The organism is Colwellia sp. MB3u-8 (genome assembly GCF_014076985.1).
GTDB lineage: Bacteria > Pseudomonadota > Gammaproteobacteria > Enterobacterales > Alteromonadaceae > Cognaticolwellia.
This window is the reverse complement of record NZ_JACGVA010000059.1, coordinates 1-23,972: the sequence shown is the minus strand read 5'-3', so window position 1 is coordinate 23,972 and position 23,972 is coordinate 1. Positions and strand designations below refer to the sequence as shown.

Genomic DNA, 23,972 nt, shown 5'->3' with positions numbered 1-23,972 from the left:
ATAAATAAAATAACCTTTTTTCACCTCCAACGGAAGACGTTAATATTGTGATTGTTCAAACAAAAATTACCTTTAAGGCTGACGGTTCACCTTATTCAAGCCAGTTTGAAGATATCTATTTTGATATAAACCATGGCACTAGCCAAAGTGAATGTATTTTTATTGATGGCAATAATCTTAAAGCAAGACTAGCCCAGTACCCAGAAAAATTTGTCATTGCTGAAACAGGTTTTGGTACGGGATTAAATTTTTTATTAACCCTAGCGGTATTTGACCAAATAAAATCAACCGCTCACGAGCAAAATGCAGCGCCAGCTAAAGTGAGTGCTTTGCACTTTATTAGTGTGGAAAAATATCCCTTATCAAAACAGCAACTGGCACAATCGTTAGCAGTTTTTCCGCAACTTAAAGAATATAGTCAGCAACTTATTACCCAATATCCTGAACGTTTTGATAAAGATATTACGCTAAGTTTTCTTAAGGGTTCAGTCACACTGCAACTAATATTTAACGATGCCACCCAAGGTTTAGCTCAGCTAGGAAACGAGAAAGCCGTGCAGCTTTCCACACAGGTTGACGCTTGGTTCCTTGATGGTTTTTCACCCGCCAAAAACCCTGAAATGTGGCACGAAGCGCTTTTTAAGCAAATCACACGCTTATCAAACGAGCAAGCAACGTTAGCCACCTTTACGGTATCAGGAAAAGTTAAACGCCAACTGGTTTCTGCCGGTTTTCGGGTTGAAAAACGCCCTGCTATAGGTAAAAAAAATGAAATGCTTAGCGCTGTGTTTCAGCAAAATCCTCTTTCAGGCAAAGGTTATCAGCAACGCCCTATAGTGAATAAACCGCAACATGTCAGCATTATCGGTGGTGGTATAGCGTCAGCATGTGCCGCTTATGCCTTAACAAAAGCTGGGGTTAAAGTAACGGTATATTGCCAAGACTTCAGTGTTGCTCAAGGTGCATCAAGTAATAATATTGCCGCACTATACCCACTTATTCATCAAAAAGCCGATGATATTAGCCTATTTTATCAACGAGCTTTTGAGCAAGCAGTCACTTATTATAAAAGTATCAACGAGCAAGGATTTCACTTTGATCACGACTGGTGCGGCCTGTTAGAAATATCTTATAAACCCGCGTTAGCATTGCGTCAGCAACATATAGCAGACTCTAGTGTTTGGCCAAAAAACTTAATTCATAGTGTTGATAAAAACCAAGCTAGCGCATTAGCAGACATAGCCCTTGAACATGGCGGGCTATTCTTCCCTAAAGCGGGCTGGATAGCCCCTGCTCAACTGGTAAAGCAAATATTTAAGGCAGCTGAATTAAGTCATCGCCTGCGCATTGAAACCGGTTGTAAAATTAATAAAATTAGCCAACAAGCTCAAGGAAAATGGGTACTACACAGCGATACGGATAATTATCCAGCCAATGTTATTATCTATTGTGGCGGCGCCCAAGGCATACCCTTAAACCTGATTGAGCAATTACCCTTAACCTCGGTACGTGGCCAAGTCAGTAATATGACCAGTAATGAAAAAATTGCCAAACTAGCGACTGTTATTTGCCATAAAGGTTATTTAACACCGGCGAATAAAAACCTGCACTGCATCGGGGCCACGTTTCAAAAGCACAGCTTTGATATCGACAACAAAGCCGAAGAAGACCAATTTAATCTTGCTATGCTAGATAAATGCTTACCGGGTTTAACACAATGGCAAAGTACAGATATTTTCAGTAGCAAAGCGCGCTTACGTTGTATGACGCCGGATCACTTGCCCATGGTAGGTGCTATGCCAGACATTGCTGGCCATAAGCAGCAATTCCCGCACTTAAGTAAAGACAAACGTTGGCGCTATCATCAACAAGCACCCGTGATTGAAAATCTATATATGTTGACGGGATTAGGTGCGCGAGGACTTTGCACTGCGCCCTTATTGGCCGATATTTTAACCGCTGATATTTGTGGTACACCCTATCCTCTAGATAATGAACAGTTATTTAACCTGGCGCCAAATCGCTTTGTTATTCGAGACATTATTCGTCGTAAGTTCGATTAGTTTTACCGGCTAAAATCTAAAAAAAAAGCAGCTAATTCAACATGAAAAGCTGCTTTTCTTTCAAACTGACAGCAATAAAACTTACGCTGTAAAACTTAGCCTGTAAAAATCACGCGGTAAAAGCCGTTTTTAATCCTAGCCAATAATCTTGTACAATTTGGTGATCTTGTGGCGTAAGCTCAGTACGAGCAAGCTGTAACTTCTCACTAATATTTATCGCTAACGTTTGCGTTAACACTTGTGACTCATCGCCATATTCACTGCCCGCTAAACTAATAAATCCTCTTAAATAACTCCCGGCAAATAGTTCATCGCCGCTGACATCTTGTGTAACTTGTTCATCTAAAAAGTGATATAACGCGGTAAGGTTTTCAAATTGCATACTTAATTCCAAATTCATGTAGACTCGTTTTTCAACTTCGCCTATGTTTAATATATTTACAGTTTTTCGGGAGAGCTATTGATTATTGCGGGCTAGCAACCGGGTATAATACTTGGTCATTATAACCTGTGATAACCGGCAAATAGCATGACAAAACCCTATCGAGTTCGCTGTCACCGGTGTCAGCAATTAAAGGCCTAGCTGCCAGCGCATTCAATTTTGCTTTTGTTGCGATAATAATAATATTTTCTTTACCTATAGCGCGAATAACACGTGGGCTCAATTGTTGATTACCGCGGCCAAATATATGACCTTGACCACCAATTAAGGTAATAAGCAGTTTAACTTTACCTTGTGCATAAGGCTGAATTAACTGCCAAAGCTGAGGTTCAGTCAAATCACTGGCAATTAAGGCTTGCTCGCTTATCGCATCAACGCCCAGTAAAGTATTGTCAAGCGCCAACTCTTCCATAACAAAAGCCGTGGTAGAGCCTGAGCCAATAATAAATAGCTCGTCATCCATTTTAGCGATAACATCCGCGGCAATATCTTGTAACACCAACTCATCCGACTCGACACCACCGGATTTAACCGCTTGAATATAACGTAACTCTGATGGTACTTGCATTTCACCAAAGCGCTTTGCTTTTACTATGCCTTGGCGAAATAAACTTTCATCAATATCCATAACATCAGCGTCGGTTAAGCTCACTAATTGATTCGTTATCATCAATTCGACCACTCGCCCAGCGGCTTTAGGCGTAATAGCATAAACACCTGAATGAATTTTGCAACCTGCGGGAATGCCCAATACCGGAAACTTGTCTTCAACAATATGGCAGACATTACGTGCAGTGCCATCACCGCCAGCAAATAACAGTAAATCAATATCTTTAGTGATTAATGCGCTAACTGCCTGCTCAGTATCAAGCTCTGTGGTATGCCTATCTTCAAGCTTATGTTCAAGCCTATCTTCAAACCTATATACCACTTGGGTGTTAAAGCCTAACGCTTTAGCGGTATGCTCGCCCATATCGCCAGCAGCGGTATAAATAATGATATTTTCTTTGTAAGGGAGCAATATTTCTAACGCCAGCGATGCTCTAGTGTTTGACTTTGCCGTAGCGCCAAGTGCAATCGCTTGTTCTGCAATACCAATACCATCGCTACCTTTTAATGCCACACTACCACCGATACCCGCAATAGGATTAATGACTAAGCCTAATTTAAATTGTTTCATTAATTAATCTCATAAATTTTCCATACATTTATTGCAAAGACACTTATTCTTCGGAGGATTTTAATTTTAATTCTAATTTTAATGACCTTAGGTTGAAAAGCATTCAGGGTCCGAAAATTTAAAATGCTCAGAGACTAAAGGCCAAGGCGTTTGATAATAGGTTGTTAAAGCGATAATAAATGTTGCTGCATCGTTAGGAAAACCGTATTCAAGATAGGCAAGCACTTGTTGGTATACCTTAGCTTTAAACACCACTCGGTCAGTTTCGCCGTTACCCAGCAAATTATCGCTAGAAACATCAAAGGCTTTTCCTGTAGCGACACATAACGCCCATTCAATGGCCTGCGGTTTAATCTCTACTTGCTCAAATGCTTGTTGTTGGCTTTGATCACGACCATCAGGAATATACCAATAGCCAAAGTCTTCTAATAATCGCCGCGAAGCCCCTGCCAAGCACCAATGAGAAATCTCATGTAAGGCACTAGCGTAATAGCCATGAGCAAAAATAATCTGATGATATGAACATTTATCATCAAGAGGTAAATAGAGCGGTTCACCATCGCCTTTTATTAATCGAGTATTATATTTTTCTTTAAAAGTGTCTTCAAAAATGCAGATTAAATTATTAAAACAATGTTTCATGAAAGCCAAGTATATTAAGTGAGTTATTAATGACTATTACGCCAAGTATGGCATAACTGTATGGCATAAGTTAGCCTAATAAATCAGGCAAGTCATGCCTGCATCTCACCCAGAAAAGCTAAAAAACAAAACAGCTAAAAACAAAACAGTTCTAAGCTAGACATAGATGAACTAACGGCGTATCTTATTGATTGTAAAATTAATGTAAATATATAATTAAAAATAAAAAGATTGGCTTTAAGACGTGAATTAAAAAAACGTGAATTAAAAAACGTAAATTATCACTAATTCACCACTATATTTCAGCCGGACAGTATATATCATCACTATGTTAGTATACATTTTAGCGAGTGAATTTTACAATTTTGGTTAGCAATTCGGAGAATTAATTATGTCAACGGATATGACAAAACTACGTGCGTTTATACTGACTTCAACAGTTGATATAATGGGAGAATCTCACTTAACACTGCTCAACCGCTTTACTGGCTTAATCAAAGCCTGTGATATCAATCTTGATATAGGGAATAAACTTCCTGATAAATCGCAATTACTTTCATATCAATTTCTGCTGATCGACTTATTTGCTTACCAAATAGGAAAAGGGTTACCTACTAATATTACAGCGCTTGCCGCCAATAATAACACCATACTTTTCAATGCTACCGATGGAGTAACCTGTGAGAAAACGGCCTTACTGTCAAACGTAAAAGGGGTGTTTTATACCAAGGATCGACCAGACATCATATTAAAAGGTTTTGAGGCTATTATGAAAGAAGAGTCTTGGTTTAAACGCACAACCATGAACAAAGCCGTTAACGACTTATTAAGAAACAAAAAAACTCAGCAGACTAAACTTCTTGATGAAGACACGGATACCATTTTTCCTACGTTAACCAAGCGAGAAAAAACCATCATCGGCTTAGTTTCTAGAGGCGCTCAAAATAAAGAAATAGCAGATCAGCTCCACATTAGCCCCAATACGGTAAAAACACACCTCTACAGTATTTTTCGAAAAACCAGCTCACGAAATCGTATTGAGCTGATTAGTCGAACACAAAGTTATACAGGTACCCTAAATTAATAACCTGAATTAATAACCTGAGTTTTTAAAATACAGACTGTCCTGTCATCCCATATGTTTACAAATTTCATCACGAGAAATAAAAAATAAAAAATAAAAAAGCCAGTGATTATCACTAGCTTTTTTTATCCCGTGTGCCCAGTGCTAAATGTGTTTACACCTTTAAAACTTAATAAGAAAAAATCAAATACAAACTTACATCCTTACATCCTTACATCCTTACATCAACTATGTATCAGACATCAACTAAGTATCAGCTCGCCAGACTTTGCGCTTAATGCCTTTCACCACCAATTCCGTAATAGCTTTTTCAATCGCTTGTTGCACACAAACATGCATAGGTTCATTTTGACTAAAACCACCTTCAGCTTCAGCTAAACGCTTAAAGCTGACATAACGAAAAAATCCAGCTCGTACTTCTTGACTCAAGACCTTTTTATTAGTGGATACCGAGACCAAAACTTGTCCAGTTCGAACATCAACCGCACGTAAATACACAGTGATCTGATCTTCACGATAAAGCTCTGAAGCACCAATACCAAAATATTCCGCACCAAAACCACCCGTTTTAGTATTAGAGTCATAGCTGATAATACCGCCTTCAAGTAGTATTTTAGCTGTGGTCAAAGGAGGTAATTCAATATTTTTTGTGCCTTTACTTGCTTGATTTGCCGCACGAGTAATTTTTCGCTCAGTTAATACATTCTGTAGACCTTCACGCTCTACCGGCAAGAACCAGTCCGAATCACTTAATGCTTGCATCAGAATAGACGTTGCTCCTTGCGTTACCGCAGTAGAAAATGAACTGACATTCGCTTGTGGTTTGTATTGCCCTGTTTGGTCACGATAAGAATATACCGACACAGGTATGGCACCTTTGGGCTTAGGCAGCGACTTTAGTTCTTTAAAGCTTTCAAGTGGCGCCATTTTTGTTGCTAACGATTGCTCTGGCGGAAATAAGTTACTCGCGTTATCCAGAACACTACAGGCCGACAATAAACTGACAAGACTCACGATTATAATTTTTTTCATTTCTTCATCCAAACTTCGGTATTTCAATTATTGTTATTTTTCCCGTCAACAAATCAGTAATTTCTATCGTAATAGTGTCACTGTTCGCAGATAAAATATCAATTTGATAGTCACCACTAATAAAGCTCTCGTCTTCACCAATATCTATGTCGGTGTTTTCACCTAAGACCGTATCTTTATATTTACTGACAATATCACTGAGGGTTGCGCGCTCCAATGCGTCTGATACTTTTTCTTCAAAGCTTTTTTCACTCCGTGTTGCTTTATTTTTATTTTGCGCTTGCGCTTTACTTAACAAAAAACCACCGTTTGACGCGCTACCTCCAAAACTGGGGTTAATGGGTGTGTAAACTAATTCTGTACTTAACGCATAATGACTTAAGCTAAGATAAACCACCAAGACTACAATTGATTTCTTCATTACTACTACCTTTTAATTATCAACCACTGCTACCAACCATTGCTACCAACCACTGCCAGCCATATCTATACTGTTTTGGTTATATTGAGTTTCCGCCATAGCATCAATCAAGATAAATATAGCTTGCTCCACTTTATCTTTAACGGGTGATTGACGACGGCCAAAATAAGTAACATAAATAATGCGACCATTGAGTAATAAGCTAAGTTTAGTACCCGCCATCGGCACAATTTGCTCAATTAATTGCGCATTTATGCCTTGCGTATTGGGTATATCACGCCATAACTGAGAAAATTGAAAATAAAAATCATGGCCTGAACGACTCTTAGTGTTATCAAGTAATAGGCCACCAATTTCGACTTCTTCGACTTCGTTAGTGGCGTAAGACATAGGAGTAGATAACAAGGAGAGTGTTACCATAATACATAAGCAGATATATTTAGACATATAATGAGACATACAAAGGGGCCTTAAGCCCCTTATTACCTTATAGAATATCAGCAATTATTGCTGAACAATTACTGCTGAACAATGACTGCCGCATTCCAATCACCTACTTGTGTGACTGAAACAGAACCACCATCACTAATAAATGAACCTTCGACAATGTTACCATTACCAAATTGGCTGACATTAAAAGCGACATTAGCACCGCCAATTAACATAGTCTCGCCCCCTTCGCCAGTGATTAAGTTTTCATTACCTATTTGCTCAATATCAATGTCATGATTACTACCTTCAACTAAAATATCTAATGAGTTCAACTCACCGTTTTGGGCAATATCAATGGTATTGACATTACTATCGATAATGGTACTCATCATAACAACGGCGTCGTTAGCAAAGCCTGTTTGCGCGATTCCAATGTCATTTTCGCTGGTAGTCAACTCATTATCGCCAGCTGAAGCCTCTAAAATAACGACGTTTTCATCGCCTGATTGCATCACGTCAATGTCATTATCGTTACCGTTAAAGTTAACCACGTGGCTTTCATTTAAGTTACCCATTTGTACTGTTGAGTATTCGTTATTAACACCAATAGCGCCAATATAACTCGTGTTACCATCACCTACTTGCTGGTAATTAAACTCATTATCATCACCGATAGCTTCAAAAGTAGCACTGTTGTCACTACCGTTTTGCATAATATCTGTTGAGTTAGCTATACCCGCATAAACACCAGATTCAGCAGTATTACGGTCACCTTCTTGATCAATAGAGATTTCATTTTCATCGCCATCAACTGAGGCAATAGCCACCTTATTACGAGCACCATCTTGTTCAATAGCCAATTCGTTAGCATTACCTGCAATCGCTGAAATATTTACCACATTCCAATAACCATCTTGAGTGACTTCAGCCGCATTGAAGTCACCCACGACGCTGTTGAAATAAGCTTCTTGCCATTCGCCGTCTTGTACAATGTCGAGATCATTGTTAACCCCGGTCATTTCGTTATTAAATGCCCAATGCCCCCCCTCACTTTGATCTATAGCAACCATATTACCATCGCCTAGCACTTGGTTAACCACACGGTTACCAATACCCAAATAACCGGCACCTAATTGAGTCACTTCGATACTGTTGTCATGACCTGTAACGTTGTTCTCGGTTTCGTTAATATCACCATCTTGTTCAACGAACAGCAGATTATTATTACCGGTATAAGTACCAAGAGCTAAGTTATCACTACCCACTTGAATAATTTCAGTGACATTGCCTTCACCAATAACAGTAAAGCTGTCACCGTTAAAGTCACCTTCTTGCATAACAGCCGTTTCGTTACCTTGATCAACACCTTCAGCAGAGGTCTGAGATATCACAATGACATTGCCTGAGGCACTCACCATTAAATCTGATTGAATAATAGTGTTTTCAGTTTCTACTTTTGTGTCTTCAACAGCAAAAGCGCTTTGGTTTAGTCCAAGTGCCATAAAGACAGCACAAGCAATTAATGATTTATTAAGTTTCAAAATATATCCCTATTTCTATTTTTGTTTAATATGAGTAAAAATTTAACCCATATATATTATGAATAGATAAGCAGCTTATCTGTCTTATCGTTAGTGGCGTTTTGTATTCCCATAGTAGTTTTGAAAATAATACGAATACTATTATTAAAAAAACCCGTAATTTTATTAAAATTTTTTTGCAGTGAGCTTTAAAAGTACTAGCTTTATTTGTCTCACTTCACTTAACTGGTTTTATTGGCATAGCGCTATAAATTAGTAAATTTGCAGATTTCATCAACAGATATACCATCAGATAAACCATCAAAAAAAAGCACTTTTCAGACTTTTTCTTTACTAACCTCAGCAATGCCAATAAAAGCTCAGTTCGCTTTCTTTCGTTGCGTTAAGAACACTACGTCGTTTACCAATCAATAAATATCACCCTATTTCATTATTTAAATAAATTAATTAAAAAACAATAAGATAAAAACAAAAGGTAGGTGAAAAGTTGAATATAAAAATGTTAACAATTAAAAAGCACTAAAAAAGTACTAGTTTTATCAGGCTAATTACAATCAACAAAAAGTAGTAAAAAAGTAGTAAAAAAGTAGTGAAAAACATCTTTATAGTAATGAGAAAGTCGTGTTTGTTGCAATTTTATAGTCACAGCCCTATTTTTATGATTAAAGTAATAAGGTTGCGTAAACCCATAGAAAGTAAAAAAGTTAAAAATAAAGGACTACGGCCTAACGCTTATTTTTCGGCTATGTTTTTTGGGCTATGAAGAATGTAAATAACATACTAAATACAATACTAAATAAAATATGGAGCAAAACATGAAAGCAAAATTATCGGCTTTAACGTTAGCGTTACTGCCATTATTAGCAAATGCATCAATCGAGCTAAGTTCAGTAAAAAACCTTACTTACAAATCAGACTCAGTTATTGTTGTCTATAAGAACCATGCCTCTCAATTTGACCGTCGCGCTGCTCGTAACCTTGTTCAGGCTAAAATTTCTGATCTAAACAATGACGAAATTGATGATAAATATCGCAACTTAAATAAAGGCCGCATAGCAAAATTTTCACTCAATAGTAAGATGTCAGTGAAAAATGCGCTAAAAGAGTTACGCAAAAGCTCAGCAGTTTTATATGCAGAACCTGACTATATTGTCAGCATCGCTGGTATTCCAGATGACGCACGATTTGATGAACTTTGGGGCATGCATAACACGGGACAAACAGGCGGCGTAGATGATGCTGATATTGATGCGCCTGAAGCTTGGGATATTTCTACCGGTAGCCGCGATGTCATTGTGGGTGTTATCGACACGGGTGTTGATCATACGCACCCAGACTTAGCAGCAAACATGTGGGTAAACCCTGGCGAAATTGCAGGAGATGGCATCGACAATGATAACAATGGCTATATTGATGATATTCATGGTATTAACGCTATTACCAATAGTGGTGACCCTATGGATGACAATGGCCATGGTACTCATGTATCGGGCACCATTGGCGCAACAGGTAATGATGGTATAGGGGTTGCTGGTGTTAACCACAATGTTTCTATTATTGGTTGTAAGTTTTTGGATTCAGCCGGCAGTGGTTCAACCTCAGATGCTTTGACATGTCTAGATTATTTTGTTGGCTTAAAGAATAACCATAACGTTGACATCAGTACCTTAAATAACAGTTGGGGTGGTGGTGGTTTTAGCCAAACGTTATATGACGCAATAACGGCAACTTCAGATGCCAATATCTTATTTGTCGCAGCGGCAGGTAATGGCGGCTATGATAATGATGCTAGCCCTAGCTACCCGGCAAGTTATGATCACGACAGCGTTTTTGCCGTCGCGGGAACTAACCATACTGACGCTATGTACACATCATCACAATACGGTTTAACCTCAGTCGATATTGCCGCTCCTGCGCGTAATATCCTGTCGACTGTACCGGGTGGCGGCTATTCTTCTTTTACCGGCACGTCCATGGCTACACCACATGTAGCAGGTGCTGCGGCATTAGTATTATCAGTTAATCCTGAGTTATCTGCGGTCGAGTTGAAAGAATTATTAATGAATTCTGGTGATGCTAACCCAGCAACGGAAGGTAAAACCGTTTCGGGAAAACGCTTGAATATACATAACGCTTTACTTGACGCAGATCCATCTCCAGGATTTACGCTTAAAGCGACACCCAATTCGACTACCATTGAAGCTGGCGAAACGGCAACTTATAGTTTTGACATCGGCTCTGTTGCTGAATGGGATGGTGAAGTTAACTTAACATTAGTTGGCTCACTTGCTGGCGCGATGTTGTCAACTGACACAGCAACACCAGGTACAACATTTGAATTGACTGTACCAACAACCAGCGAAACACCATGGGGTGAGTATGACTTTACGGTAACAGCAACCAGTGACGAACTAGTCAAAACAGCAAACGTTCGCTTAATGGTTAACCCACAAGGTTTGGTTGAGTTCACTTACACTAATGATGAAGTTATTAGCATTCCAGATAACGATGCTAGCGGCATCACTTCAGCCATTAATGTTGCAGATGAGCTCACGGTATTTGCATCAGATATTTATGTCAATATCACTCACACTTGGATTGGTGACTTAACGGTAATGTTAACCTCTCCTGCAGGTACTTCTGCTGTGTTACAAAGTGCATCAGGTGGCAGCGACGATAACATTGACAAAACCTTTAGTTCTGATGCGTTCAATGGTGAAGTAACAACAGGCGATTGGATATTGAGTGTTGCAGATAATGCATCGGCGGATACGGGCTCATTAAACAACTGGGCAATTACTATTACAGGTATTGGTGAAGTACTGCCTAGCGCACCAGAAGTTAGCTTTGCTTATGAAGCTGATGGCCTTACAGCTACCTTTACTGACAACAGTACCGACAGAAATAACGATATGGTGAGTTGGAACTGGAGCTTTGGTGATGGTTTAGTATCGAGCGAACAAAACCCTATTCATACCTTCGCAGAAACAGGCAACTATGATGTTATGCTTACCGTAACAGATGCTGAAGGCTTAAGCAGCAGTGAAACTGTCATTGTTACTGTTTCATCAACCAATATTGAAGCTGCCGTTAAACGAGCATATAAATCTCGTTTAGGTCGTTTACGTGTTGATATTACATGGGATGGCAGTTCAGCGGATACCGTAGATATCTTCCGCAATGGTATTAAGATTGATACGGTTGAAAATATAGGTATTTACCGTGACCGCGAACGTCGCACCACGGAAAGTCAGTTTATTTACCAAATATGCGATGCATCAACAGCATGTTCAAATGAAGTAACCGTAAACTTCTAAGCATTATTTTTTAAACGGCAAAAAGGGCTTCTAAGTAAATTAGAAGCCCTTTTATTTTTCCCTTTAACTAAAAAATTTATCTACTCATACCACTTTCATTAAATTTGTGATCTTGTTGTGCGCAGAGAAAATGCATCAGGGCAAGACGCTTGATTGAGCAATAGCTGGCTATTGTGATTGAGAGCACCCTAGCCTTGGTGTATTTTAACCAGTACAAGTGGGCAATAACTTAATGAAATTGGTATCACATATTGCCACACACGCTCTGATATCATGACGACAACCGCTATAATAAAAAGCTCAGTTACCCTGGCAGAGTATCGCCCGTTAAAGCCTAATGTTAGATATAGAGAATGTCAGATATAAAGAATGTTAGATATAGAGAATGTCAGATATAAAGAATGTTAGATATAGAGCATTTTAAAGATAACTAAGCCAGAAAAAGTCCAGGCCGATAGCATCAATTAAACATAGTGTTAACGAAAAACGGCGATTGTTACCTCGCCGTTTAAAATCATCATTTAAAATCTAGTAATAAAATCTAATATTAAAATCTAGTATTAAAATCTAGTATTAAAATAACGCTTAATCTTTAGTACTTCTCATATCTAAAATCGGCATATTACTGCTACCCAGTACGGTTGCCGGTAATTTACCATCCCAGTTTTGCGCTTCCGTTAACTTAACAATTAGCGGGTTATCACCTAGCGCCTTAGCTTTAGCTGTAATGGCTTCAGCTTCTGCCAAACCTTTAATGCGAATCGACTCAGCTTCCGCAATCGCGACTAATTTAATCCCATCCGCTTTGGCTTTGGCTGTATTGACATCACGTTGCGCTTCAAGGTTTTGTCGGGCTAACTTATGCTTTTCGGCATCCGCTAAATTTTTCTCTGTCTGCTTTGTTTCAATTGAAGTTAAATACTTAGCGGGCAGTTGAATATTTTCAATTTGAATATTATCAACCGTCACCGGAAATTCTTTCATTTCTTCAATAAAGTTAGCTTCAATTGCTTGAATGGCGCCTGCTCTGTCTTGAATAAGCTTTTCCGCGTCATATTGTGGAATAACATCTTTTGTCGCTGATCTAAAACGGGGATCTAGAATTCGGTTTTCAAATTGTGACAAGCCGCCATATTGTCTAAATAACTCCAATGCCGCGGCTTTATCGACTGTCCAGTTCACTGAAACACTAATAGTGACCGGCATTTGCTCTTTGGTGCTCGAAGCCATTTTTTCTTCATTTTTACGGGTGCGTACTTCTATTTCTTCAACACTATCAATAAAAGGCACTTTAAAATGCAAGCCAGGATTTACCTGCTCTTTTGCTTCACTAAAGCGTTTTACAATGCCGATATGACCTTCGTTAACCGTATACACAGAGCCAATGCCAGCAACAACAACGGCGGCAACTACGATAATCGATTTTACTGGGATATTAAATTGTTCTATTTTCATGAGTAAACCTTTTTTATTTTCTATAGAATTTATTATCTGCATTTATTCTTTTATATCGTCACTTTCTTTACTTTCTTCACTTTCTTCAGCACTGTCAACACCACCTTTAATAATGAAGTAACCCAAAACACCCGATATCAATGAACCAATCACAATGCCTAACCTGTCTTGAAACATCAGGTTAACGCCCTTGCCTTGCTCGAAGGCTAAAGAGCCAATAAATAAGCTCATGGTAAAACCCACGCCACATAATATGGCCGCGCCATAGAGCAAGCGCCAATTAACCTTAGCCGGCATTTTTGCCCAGCCCAACTTTATAGCAATAAAACAAAAACCAAACACCCCAAGTTGCTTGCCAATAACCAAGCCGACAATAATGCCTAAGGGTACAGGTGCCATCACTTGCTCAATACCAACACCCGCAAAGCTTATTCCCGCATTAGCAAAAGCAAATACCGGTAAGATAATAAAGGCAACCAGCGAATGCAAATTATGCTCTAAAGACTTAAGCGGTGATGCCTCACCCTCTTTACCTTTAATAGGAATAAAAAAGGCTAACACAACACCGGCTAATGTCGCATGTACACCCGACTTTAATACCGCTATCCAAAGTACAACACCTAAGAAAATATAAGGTGCGGTATTGGTGACGCCACGTTTATTCATAGCAAATAATATAGCGATGATACTGGCAGCAACCACTAAGGATAATAATGAAAGTTGATCGGTATAAAATAAAGCAATAACGATAATAGCGCCTAAATCATCAAATATAGCTAACGAGGTTAAAAACACCTTGAGTTGTAAGGGTACCTTACTACCGATAATCGACAAAATACCTAAGGCAAAAGCAATATCAGTAGCGGTTGGAATTGCCCAACCATTAATCGCATCAGGATCATTATAATTAAAGGCAACATAACATAAGGCAGGTATCAACATTCCGCCTAAAGCGCCTATGGCCGGCAATGTCACTTGTCCTGGTTGTGATAAATCTCCTTCTATAAATTCTCGCTTAAGCTCTAAACCCACAAGAAAGAAAAACAACGCCATTAGGCCGTCATTTATCCACAATAATAGTGGCTTAGCTATTTCAAAACTGCCAACCGCAACCTGAACGGGAATGTTCAACAGCATGTCGTAGTAGACCATAAACGGCGAATTGGCGATAATCATCGCAGCTACGGCAGCAAACATTAAAATAATGCCACTGGCCGCTTCAAGATTTAAGAAATCATTAACACTTTTAATCATCATTTGTTCTCATCAATTTATTGACCACATGACATAATATGTCACATGGCGTGTTTTTACAAATTTGTTAAGCTGTTAATTTGTAAACGTTTTAATTTACATCGGCAGCCATTAATGACAAAAATTCGGAAAGATGCATAAATATCGAAAATAATTCATCTTTATAGTCAGCTCACTGGTAATATTGCATTTAATAAGTGTAATATGTAAATAGATGAAAAGAAAACCCAGCAAATATTTCCCAAAGGCTAATGTATAAATGAAAAAACTTGATGATATAGATTTACGTATTCTCACCTTGCTTTATAAAGACGCAGATATTACCAACAAAGAGTTAGCATCACAGATAGGCATAGCGCCCTCAACTTGTTTAGAGCGTGTTAAACGCATGAAAAATAATGGTGTCATCAATAACGCTTTTATTGATATCAACTTCAAGAGTATTGGCGGCAACATTGAAGCCATAGCGGCAATAAAGTTACAGCCCTATTCAGAATTAATTGTCAATAAACTCAGAGATGATCTGCTTAAGCTACCTGAAATTGTCAGCTTATATCACATGGGCGGAAGCTATGATTACTTTATTCATATGTCGGTAAAAGATAGTGAACACTTACGTCAGTTTGTCTTCAATGCCATTACTTCTCGCGAAGAAGTCACCACAGTAGAAACCTCACTTATTTTTGAACATAGCCGTAGTGGCGTATTACCTATTTTTGATGATGAGTAATATCTGAGTACCGACAAAGCCAAAGCATTAAATCTCAGCAAAAACTGATAAAAAAAAAGCCGCATTAAGCGGCTTTTTTATCTAGGGTTACCCCTATAGTTACTTACTCGTTAGCAGTAAAGTGTACTATGAACCGCCTGTACTGCCTGTACTACCAGTTGCTGTATCACAAACAATAGACTCTGTTTGTGTTTCATCAGTGCCATCGGCAGTAATTGTATACGCTTTAGTACCTAAGCTTGCAAGGCTACCTTTATACTTAACAGTTACGTTATAAGTTGAACCTTCAAGAAGGTTTCTTAGAGCGTAAGTACCCTCACCCTGGTCTTTAGCCACTTTTTTAGACTTATTAGTTAAGCTATATTTAACTAATGCGCCAGAGGCCGCCACAGTTAAGCTGGTATCATTACTACACTGCGCTACTAACGAAAGTGTTTCATTAACAACAGCTGGGCCAGCTAATGTTGCGTTAATATCACCACATAAGTTAACTTCTTCCGCTGTTTCAAACCATACTGTGTCACTGCTATCAGTAATCACTAAATTCGCTTTAGTATCTACAGCAATACCTCTTTTAGATAGCTTGTTTAGTTTTACAAATATTGGATTATTGGCTTTAAGCTTTTTAGAAAAATTAACGCCATCTGATGAAACATCAACATACAAACCATCAGCAGGCATTGCATCACCCGTAGTTAAAATACGTACAGGTACAGTACAAGTAGCACTTTCTTTAACACCCGCAAAGGTAGTTAAGTGATCAATTGCAAAGCTTGTATTGTAGTAGTTGTTTGCGGCAACTAGGTCACCCACAACTAATTTTTGAGATTCAGTTGTCCACACACCCGTATCTTCGTTTTGCGAAAGTAATGCTAGCTCATCACCTGTAGTAAAACCTTTAGCTGCAGGTAGTGCCATTTCAATAGTAATTGGCTGAGAAAAATTCTTAATTTTAACGCCATTATTATCAACCATTACTACGCTTACAACACTTACCGGTGAAAGCGTTGTAGCTGACTCAGCAGCATTTAAGCCTTCTGGTGTAATTGCTGTACCAGCAGATGTACTAGTATCTGCAGTAACTACCTCTAATGAGATACTGTTACCAGAAATTGCATTGCCATCGGCATCTTGTAATATAGTGCCCGCAGCAACTGTTACATTGGCTGCTGCTTGACCGTCGGCTACATTAGCAGTAATTTCACCTGGAGTAGCTCCACCTGCTACAGTGCCAGTGACTTCAGCAGTTGCAACACCCGCTGTTTCTTTTGAAATCAGCTTCAATTGCACATCTAGGTTACCTTCGCTTAAGTCTTCAAGCTCAATAACATAGCTTTTAGTAATATAAGTATCAGCGGTAACAATCGCAGTTATTTCTGAAACACTAGCACCACTTTTCAGCTGAAAAGTAAAACTACCATCAACAGACTCAATAGTAGCAGTAACATTACCATCAATATCAACGATGTTTGTTGACGCTGTACCATTTTCGAAAAATGAAATGTTAGCAGCGACAAGGTCAGTACTTTCAGCATCAATAACGTTAACGTTTGCAACCGGGGCTAATGCCACTGGGGCTGCTGGCGGAACGATAACGGCTGGTGGCGGCTCAACCGGTGGTGGCGTCTCAGCGCCTTTTTTGTCGCTAAAACAGCCTGATAATGCAATAGCTGATACTACTGATAAAGCTAATAGTGATTTTTTGTTAGTAAACATAGAGAGTCCTTTTTGATTCCATCATTGTGTTGTTTTTTAATACTGCTTGATTGTGTTTTAATACTGCTTAATTGTGGTGTTTTTTAATACTGTTTTATTGTACCTTGTTGTATCCCGTGGTTATACACCGAGCTTGTTAATTTTTTGCTAAAAGCTTTAAACTTTCGTTAAAAAACGTAGGGGCGACTTTAGTCGCCTTTATTGCCCGAACAACTAGCCAACACCCGTGTTTTATATTGAGCTTTATACCAAGGCGAATAAATTCGCCCCTACAGCAGACCTCAACCAATACATATCGTAAAAAAACGTAGGGGCGACTTTAGTCGCCTTTAATTGCCGAACAACTAGCCAATACCCGTGCTTTATATTGAGCTTTGTACCAAGGCGAATAAATTCGCCCTTACAGCAGACCTCAACCAATACATATCGTAAAAAAACGTAGGGGCGACTTTAGTCGCCTTTATTGACTAAACAACTAGCCAACACCCCTGCTTTATATTGAGCTTTGTCCAAAGGCGAATAAATTCGCCCCTACAGCAGACCGTAACCAAAAAATGTCGTTAAAAACGTAGGGGCGACTTTAGTCGCCTTTATTGGCCGAACAATTTGCCAATCACCTGTGTTTTATATTTGGTTTGTACCACGGCGAATAAATTCGCCCCTACAGTGTCATCAACCAAAAGATAACTGCCCTGCTGCTTTTACTTATACTCCATATAAGCATTTTTCAATCGGGCTAAATTAGCATAAATATAATCGCTCGACATGCGGCCTTGATTTAAAAAACTACGGTCTAAGCTAATGGCTGTACCTGGAGTGTAACCCTGATTAAATACTAGGCGGTTATGCGACTTGCCTATTTGCGTACTCGCCGTATGGCGCCAAGCTTCTTTACCTTTTATTTGACCATATCGGGTAACGGCCATATCTTTGCGTGAGGTTAGCGGAATACTGATAGACACCCCGGCTTTTTGCGCGCTGGTATTTTCGTAAAACAGGCCAATGTAACTATCACCAAACCAAAAACGGCTTTCTAGTTTGGCACCGGTATCTTTACTCCAAAACTCACCCGCCGTAGCATGAAAAGTAATATCCTGCTCTACCCAGTTATATTGGTACGACAGCGTTTTATAGTCGCGGTTACCATTATAGTTTTGATATACAAAGTAGCCAGCATTAGCACTTACCTTATGGCGCCCTGCAGGGCTTAACCAAGCGGTTTCATTAATAATACCGCTGTAATCGTAGGTTTCTTGAAAGTAACCTACTTGAGTTTGGTTGTATAAACCAAAAGGTAAGGCAAAGGTTTGATAAAACACCGCACGGTCAACCCCAGTATGCTCACGATAATGTTTAAACGGCGCGGTTTTTCCAAAATCGTCCGTGTTAGCCACATGTACTTGGCCGCTAACACTTACACCACCCCCTTGCCATAAGGGTAAATCAATATCGGCGCGTAGCGCTAACGACAAATCATAAACACCCAACTCTGTAGCATAAGTGTTTGTTAGTGCTGGGCCAATGGTTACCCGGGGTTTAAAGTAAGGCGAGTTTGCTCGTGTAAGCCCAACCCAAGTTACCCCTTTGGGGATAGGCATTGCACCTTGCTGTATAGCTAAATCTGGATTTTGCTGGCCGTTAATAAAGGCGCGGTAATGATCAACTTGCCCGAGTATGCTCATTAATGGCGTGTCGTATTTTGCCAGCTGAACAGTAAACTCAACACCTGGCTCGGTTACATGCTCGGCTATACGGCCAAGCACTAAACCAAAGGCATCAATATCGTTACGGTTAAATACCGGATTTTCAAACTGAATAATCAACTGCTTTTGTTGGTTATAACCTACCAGTATGTTTTCAAAGCCATCGGCAGCCAGTGCCGATTTTAGCGAGAATGCTTGGGTATTTAAGGTCAATTTATTTAAGGTAATAGTATTTAAAGCGGTATCGGCTGCCGTTATCGGGTAAGTTGAAACCTGTGCAGCAATTTTCATGGTATTTCGGCTAGCGGTGTTCTTTGATGCTACAGTTTTAACTAAAGGTACAGGTGCAGCATCCCTGGAAGCCGAAGTAACAAAGCCTGGCGGTTTATTTTGTTTTACACCATATGCAGCAGCCGCGTGGTTTGGTTGTACTTGTGCTGCGCTTTTGCTGTTAACTACGGGCTGATCATAGTCATCAAACAAGGGTATGGTAAGGTTAAGGCCCCAATAGGCGTCCTGTTCATCATAAGCGCTATTACTATAAAAGCGACTGGTTAAGGTCAATGTACCTAGATCAAACAGCCATTTTTTAGGTAAGGTAATGCGAGCCGCGGCATTTTCTGCCTCACCATCATGCTCTACCTGTAGGCTAAACCAATCAAATAATTGCCATTCAACACCGGCAAATACGCCATCCATTTGCCCAGTTAAACGATCGCTTTTAGCCAACCCAGCACTAAAATTAAAGTCACCTAGCTGTTTAGAGGCCACCGCATAATAAGTTGCGTACTGATTCGCAGCACCACCAACATCTTTACCCCCTACCGCTAAACTAAACCAATCATTAGGAATAAACGGAAGTTGATACTTAGCGTTAAACGAGAGATCACGGGTTTGTTTTTCAGTAAGAGCAAAAGTATAGTCATGCATAGTGCTAGAGGCAATTTGCCCGCTAATCTCAAAGCCATCAAACAAGCCAGCGCTAAAAATAAAATTATGACCGTTTTCATAAAGTTTGCCAGAAAAGTCTAACTGGTTATTATAGCCAATATCAACCGTGCCTTTAGCCTGCGCCTGTGCCGATGGCGTATTAATTAGCCCGGTATAGCCATTTAACGATTGAAAGCTATTTAATTTATCTGCCGCCATAAGAGGCGCGCTTAAAGCAACTAAACCGCCCAAAAATACCGTATTTAATTTAGTCATAATAATAGTCATAAATCCGAGTTAACTCTTTTATTTTTAGTGATTGTCAATGCGACATAAATGCGACATGAACGTGGCATTAACACAGCATCAATCAATCAATTATTCACTCACGACTAATGTGAGTATTTACTACACTTTGTAGTAGGCAAACGTTATTAGCGCTGTTTTTCAAGGTGGTTAGCATAAACAGCTTAAATTATATTAATGACAAATAGAAATAAATTAATAGTCTCAAGGCTAAAAAACAAAGATTCTATACGCTTGTTAGCGCGATGTTTTTATCAAACCGAAAGCAATTAATGCCCTCTAAATCGCATTCACCCTAACCTAAAGCTGCTTTCGAGTTACGCTGAAAAGTCCTGTCTAAGGCCAAACCCAATCCCGGAGCTTATCTAATTTTGTTCTGATATATGGCTTCTAATTTCTTTAACATTTAATCTTTATCTTAGTCACTACCAAACAAGTCGCGCGTATACACTTTATCAGCAATATCACTGAGCTCTTCAACCATGCGGTTAGATACAACAACATCAGATATTTTTTTAAACTCGTTTAAGTCTTTAATTACCTGCGAATGATAAAACTCATTTTCTTCAAGTACAGGTTCGTAAACTACAACTTCAATACCTTTAGCTTTAATGCGCTTCATAATACCTTGAATGGCTGAAGCTCTAAAATTATCAGACCCCGACTTCATTACTAAACGATAAATACCCACAACATTAGGGTTACGCTTAATAATTGAGTCAGCAATGAAATCTTTGCGTGTGGTATTAGCATCAACAATTGCACCAATAATATTGTTTGGTACATCAGCATAATTGGCACGTAGTTGTTTTGTATCTTTTGGTAAACAATAGCCGCCATAGCCAAACGACGGATTGTTGTAATGATTACCTATACGAGGGTCTAAACTTACACCCTGTATAATTTGCTTACTGTTTAAGCCATGTGCTTCGGCATAACTATCTAGCTCATTAAAGTAAGCTACACGCATAGCAAGATAAGTGTTTGAAAATAACTTAATAGCCTCAGCTTCGGTTGAGTCTGTAAAAAGTACTTCAATACTTTGTTTAATAGCTCCCTGCTTAAGTAAGTTAGCAAACACTTCAGCATGCTCACTTTGCTCACCAACAACTATACGTGATGGGTATAGGTTGTCGTGTAAGGCTTTGCCTTCACGTAAAAACTCTGGTGAAAAAATTAAATTATGTATACCTAACTCAGTTTTAATATTTTGAGTAAAGCCAACTGGTACAGTCGATTTAATTACCATAACAGCACTTGGGTTATGTGCTATAGCGTCTTTAATAACTGCTTCAACCGAGCTAGTATTAAAATAATTATTTTCTACATCATAGTCAGTAGGGGTGGCAATAATAACAAAGTCTGCATTTTCATATGCCACAACTTTATCTGTGGTAGCTGCAAAATTTAAACCATCACGTGCTAAAAACGCACTAATTTCGGTATCAACAATAGGTGACTGTTTATTATTTAAAAGTGCTATTTTTTGTTGATCAATATCAAGCGCAACTACTTCATTATGTTGTGCTAAAAGCATTGCGTTTGACAGGCCAACATAACCTGTGCCTACTACTGTTATTTTCATTTGTTTTCCCTAAATTTTAATCTTAAATACTTAACTATAAATTTTATTAAACACTCAGGGATAAAGTATAAGATTTCTTGCTGAAAGCTGATGGCTGACCACTGCTACTCATATCCACCTGACATCTAAAGCTTGCTCTTTTATTTTTTCAAATTAACCACATTACTCAAAACCTTCTCTTCCAAAACATTTTCAGACCTAGCATCCCACACTAAATCACAAATACCATCAGTAGGGTTAAAACCTGTAGGTGCGTCGAGTAATAGCTGGCGAATTTTTTCATGCTCAAAATTATGACAAGCAATATCTAAGGCATCAATAAATACATTGAGCTCTTTAAGCGGCAGCATAACTTCGTTGGCGGTCATTATACGCTCGTGCCGGGTTTGCGCTACGTTATTGCCTATTAGCAGTTCTTCATAAAGCTTTTCACCTGGACGAAGGCCGGTGCAATTTATTTCTATATCGCCATGCGGGTTATCTTCTGTTTTAATTTCCAGGCCCGACAGCCTGACCATTTTAATGGCTAGGTCTTTTATTTTTACCGAGTTGCCCATGTCAAGCACAAACACATCGCCACCTTTACCCATAGCCCCTGCTTGTATTACAAGTTGAGCGGCTTCAGGTATGGTCATAAAGTAACGCGTAATATCGGGGTGAGTTAATGTAATTGGGCCGCCTTGTTGTATTTGGCGACGAAATAGGGGTACTACAGAGCCAGACGAGCCAAGCACATTGCCAAAACGCACCATACAAAAACGTGTGTTATGTTTGCTACCTTGCTCTTGCGCTAAGCCTTGCAGTACTAGCTCGGCCATGCGTTTTGTAGCCCCCATAACATTAGTGGGGCGTACGGCTTTATCGGTAGAAATAAGCACAAAGGTAGCTACTTTGGCGTTAACAGCAGCCTTGGCCGCATAATAGGTGCCAAAGACATTATTACGCACCCCTTCAACTACATTTTGCTCAACTAAGGGGACATGTTTATAGGCTGCGGTATGATAAACGGTTTGCACACCAAAGCTGATCATAACAGTTTCGAGGCGGTTAACACGCTGCACTGAGCCCATAATAGGAATTAACTCAATGGCTAGTGCTTGGCGAGTAATGTATTCAGCTAGTTCTTTTTCAATAGAGTAAAGCGCAATTTCGCTACGCTCAAAAAGTACTAACTTTGTGGGTTTTATTTTAACTATTTGCCGACACAGTTCAGAGCCAATAGAACCCCCCGCACCGGTAACCATAACAATTTTATTGCTTATATTCGCAGTCATTAGTTCAGGTTTAGGCGTTACAGGGTCGCGCCCTAATAAGTCTTCAACACCAACATCTTTAAATTCAGAGAGCTTTGCTTTACCTTCAACCACATCAGCCATACTCGGAATGGACAGCACTTTAATGGTTAGGGACTCTAGCTGAGCCAATACCTGTTTACGCCTTGCACGTGTAGCACTCGGCATGGCCAGTAACACCTTAGTGGCTTTACGTTTTTTTATTAACTCATCTATGTTACTAAAAGCACATACGGGTATACCCTGTATTATTGAGCCATGTTTATTTACGTCGTCGTCAATAAACACACTGACAAAATATTCAGGGCCTGCATTTAACGCAGTAGCAAGCTGCATACCCGCAGAGCCCGCACCATAAATAATCACCGACTCTTTATTACTGGTGGTCATTTTACCAATAATTGCCCTGACTAATATGCGCGAACCGCCCACGGTTAACAAACACAACCAAGCAAAAATAAACGGCATAGTACGGGGTATGCCCACACCGATAAAAAAAGCTAATAACACAAGCACAACGGTTGTTATCGCTGTACCTAATACAATGGCCCAGAGTGCTTGCGAGTTCATGTATCTAAGCACGGCACGGTATAAACCCAAGCTAATAAATACATATAAACTGATGGGTATTAATAAGGCCAACAACAACCAATTATCGGCACTTTTTAAAGGCTCAACACTATCAAGCCTAACAATAAGCGCTAACCAAAAAGCCATTGCGATAAAAAGTGAGTCGACACACAAAGTAATCACGCGCTTTTTTGCCCGTGATGCATTGATAATTAAGCGGATAAAGCTATCCATTACAAGTTCCTTTTACTACTTAAGGTTCTAGGTTCTAGGTTCT

17 protein-coding genes are annotated in these 23,972 nt (G+C 39.3%); 4 read left to right on the top strand and 13 right to left on the bottom strand.

Annotation, left to right across the window (positions count from 1 at the left end; translation table 11 throughout):
* The first annotated feature begins 47 nt into the window (after positions 1 to 47).
* Entirely contained in the window at positions 48 to 2,063 is a 2,016-nt protein-coding gene (gene mnmC, locus H4J54_RS06855; protein WP_310650180.1) for a bifunctional tRNA (5-methylaminomethyl-2-thiouridine)(34)-methyltransferase MnmD/FAD-dependent 5-carboxymethylaminomethyl-2-thiouridine(34) oxidoreductase MnmC, read from the top strand.
* 109 nt (positions 2,064 to 2,172) lie between these two features.
* Here mnmC and H4J54_RS06850 read toward each other — a convergent pair whose 3' ends face one another.
* The 3 genes from H4J54_RS06850 to H4J54_RS06840 all read right to left on the bottom strand — a co-directional run bounded on the left by H4J54_RS06850 (position 2,173) and on the right by H4J54_RS06840 (position 4,327).
* On the bottom strand, positions 2,173 to 2,445 hold the full coding sequence (locus H4J54_RS06850; protein WP_182190166.1) for a YfcL family protein: 273 nt from the start codon (positions 2,443 to 2,445) through the stop codon (positions 2,173 to 2,175).
* 82 nt (positions 2,446 to 2,527) lie between these two features.
* On the bottom strand, positions 2,528 to 3,685 hold the full coding sequence (locus H4J54_RS06845) for an ATP-NAD kinase family protein (RefSeq protein WP_182190165.1): 1,158 nt from the start codon (positions 3,683 to 3,685) through the stop codon (positions 2,528 to 2,530).
* A gap of 87 nt (positions 3,686 to 3,772) precedes the next feature.
* Positions 3,773 to 4,327, bottom strand: a complete 555-nt coding sequence (locus H4J54_RS06840) for an elongation factor P hydroxylase (RefSeq protein WP_182190164.1) — start codon at positions 4,325 to 4,327, stop codon at positions 3,773 to 3,775.
* A 391-nt stretch (positions 4,328 to 4,718) separates the two neighbouring features.
* Between H4J54_RS06840 and H4J54_RS06835 the strand changes: the two genes are divergently transcribed.
* On the top strand, positions 4,719 to 5,411 hold the full coding sequence (locus H4J54_RS06835) for a helix-turn-helix transcriptional regulator (RefSeq protein ID WP_182190163.1): 693 nt from the start codon (positions 4,719 to 4,721) through the stop codon (positions 5,409 to 5,411).
* Positions 5,412 to 5,657: 246 nt separating this feature from the next.
* On the opposite strand, the gene H4J54_RS06830 is transcribed toward H4J54_RS06835, so the two are convergent.
* Genes H4J54_RS06830 through H4J54_RS06815 form a run of 4 tightly spaced genes read right to left on the bottom strand, consistent with a single transcriptional unit; the run spans position 5,658 to position 8,837 of the window.
* A complete protein-coding gene (locus H4J54_RS06830; RefSeq protein WP_182190162.1) occupies positions 5,658 to 6,443 on the bottom strand; it encodes a CsgG/HfaB family protein in 786 nt (261 codons plus the stop codon).
* A 4-nt stretch (positions 6,444 to 6,447) separates the two neighbouring features.
* Positions 6,448 to 6,864: a curli assembly protein CsgF gene (locus tag H4J54_RS06825; RefSeq protein ID WP_182190161.1), complete on the bottom strand. Its 417-nt coding sequence runs from the start codon at positions 6,862 to 6,864 to the stop codon at positions 6,448 to 6,450.
* A 42-nt stretch (positions 6,865 to 6,906) separates the two neighbouring features.
* The gene (locus H4J54_RS06820; RefSeq protein ID WP_259367159.1) at positions 6,907 to 7,323 is read right to left on the bottom strand and encodes a curli production assembly/transport protein CsgE; all 417 of its coding nucleotides are present in this window, start codon (positions 7,321 to 7,323) and stop codon (positions 6,907 to 6,909) included.
* Between the two features lie 59 nt (positions 7,324 to 7,382).
* Entirely contained in the window at positions 7,383 to 8,837 is a 1,455-nt protein-coding gene (locus H4J54_RS06815) for a curlin (protein ID WP_182190160.1), read from the bottom strand.
* 815 nt (positions 8,838 to 9,652) lie between these two features.
* Here H4J54_RS06815 and H4J54_RS06810 point away from each other — a divergent pair.
* Entirely contained in the window at positions 9,653 to 12,154 is a 2,502-nt protein-coding gene (locus tag H4J54_RS06810; RefSeq protein ID WP_182190159.1) for a S8 family serine peptidase, read from the top strand.
* Positions 12,155 to 12,739: 585 nt separating this feature from the next.
* Here the strand turns inward: H4J54_RS06810 and H4J54_RS06805 are convergent.
* Positions 12,740 to 13,609 (bottom strand): prohibitin family protein, encoded by an 870-nt coding sequence (locus H4J54_RS06805; RefSeq protein ID WP_182190158.1) that lies wholly within the window; start codon positions 13,607 to 13,609, stop codon positions 12,740 to 12,742.
* Between the two features lie 42 nt (positions 13,610 to 13,651).
* A complete protein-coding gene (gene nhaA, locus H4J54_RS06800) occupies positions 13,652 to 14,866 on the bottom strand; it encodes a Na+/H+ antiporter NhaA (RefSeq protein ID WP_404851892.1) in 1,215 nt (404 codons plus the stop codon).
* 256 nt (positions 14,867 to 15,122) lie between these two features.
* On the opposite strand from nhaA, the gene H4J54_RS06795 reads away from it, so the two are divergent.
* Complete coding sequence (locus tag H4J54_RS06795) at positions 15,123 to 15,593, top strand: Lrp/AsnC family transcriptional regulator (protein ID WP_182136577.1); 471 nt, start codon at positions 15,123 to 15,125, stop codon at positions 15,591 to 15,593.
* A 126-nt stretch (positions 15,594 to 15,719) separates the two neighbouring features.
* Here H4J54_RS06795 and H4J54_RS06790 read toward each other — a convergent pair whose 3' ends face one another.
* From H4J54_RS06790 to H4J54_RS06775, 4 genes are all read right to left on the bottom strand, one after another.
* Positions 15,720 to 17,309 carry a hypothetical protein gene (locus tag H4J54_RS06790; RefSeq protein WP_182190157.1) on the bottom strand — a complete coding sequence of 530 codons (1,590 nt, stop codon included), beginning with the start codon at positions 17,307 to 17,309 and terminating at the stop codon, positions 15,720 to 15,722.
* A gap of 701 nt (positions 17,310 to 18,010) precedes the next feature.
* Entirely contained in the window at positions 18,011 to 20,230 is a 2,220-nt protein-coding gene (locus H4J54_RS06785; RefSeq protein ID WP_259367395.1) for a YjbH domain-containing protein, read from the bottom strand.
* Between the two features lie 436 nt (positions 20,231 to 20,666).
* Positions 20,667 to 21,833: a nucleotide sugar dehydrogenase gene (locus tag H4J54_RS06780; RefSeq protein ID WP_182190156.1), complete on the bottom strand. Its 1,167-nt coding sequence runs from the start codon at positions 21,831 to 21,833 to the stop codon at positions 20,667 to 20,669.
* A gap of 140 nt (positions 21,834 to 21,973) precedes the next feature.
* Complete coding sequence (locus H4J54_RS06775) at positions 21,974 to 23,929, bottom strand: nucleoside-diphosphate sugar epimerase/dehydratase (RefSeq protein ID WP_182190155.1); 1,956 nt, start codon at positions 23,927 to 23,929, stop codon at positions 21,974 to 21,976.
* Positions 23,930 to 23,972: the final 43 nt, after the last annotated feature.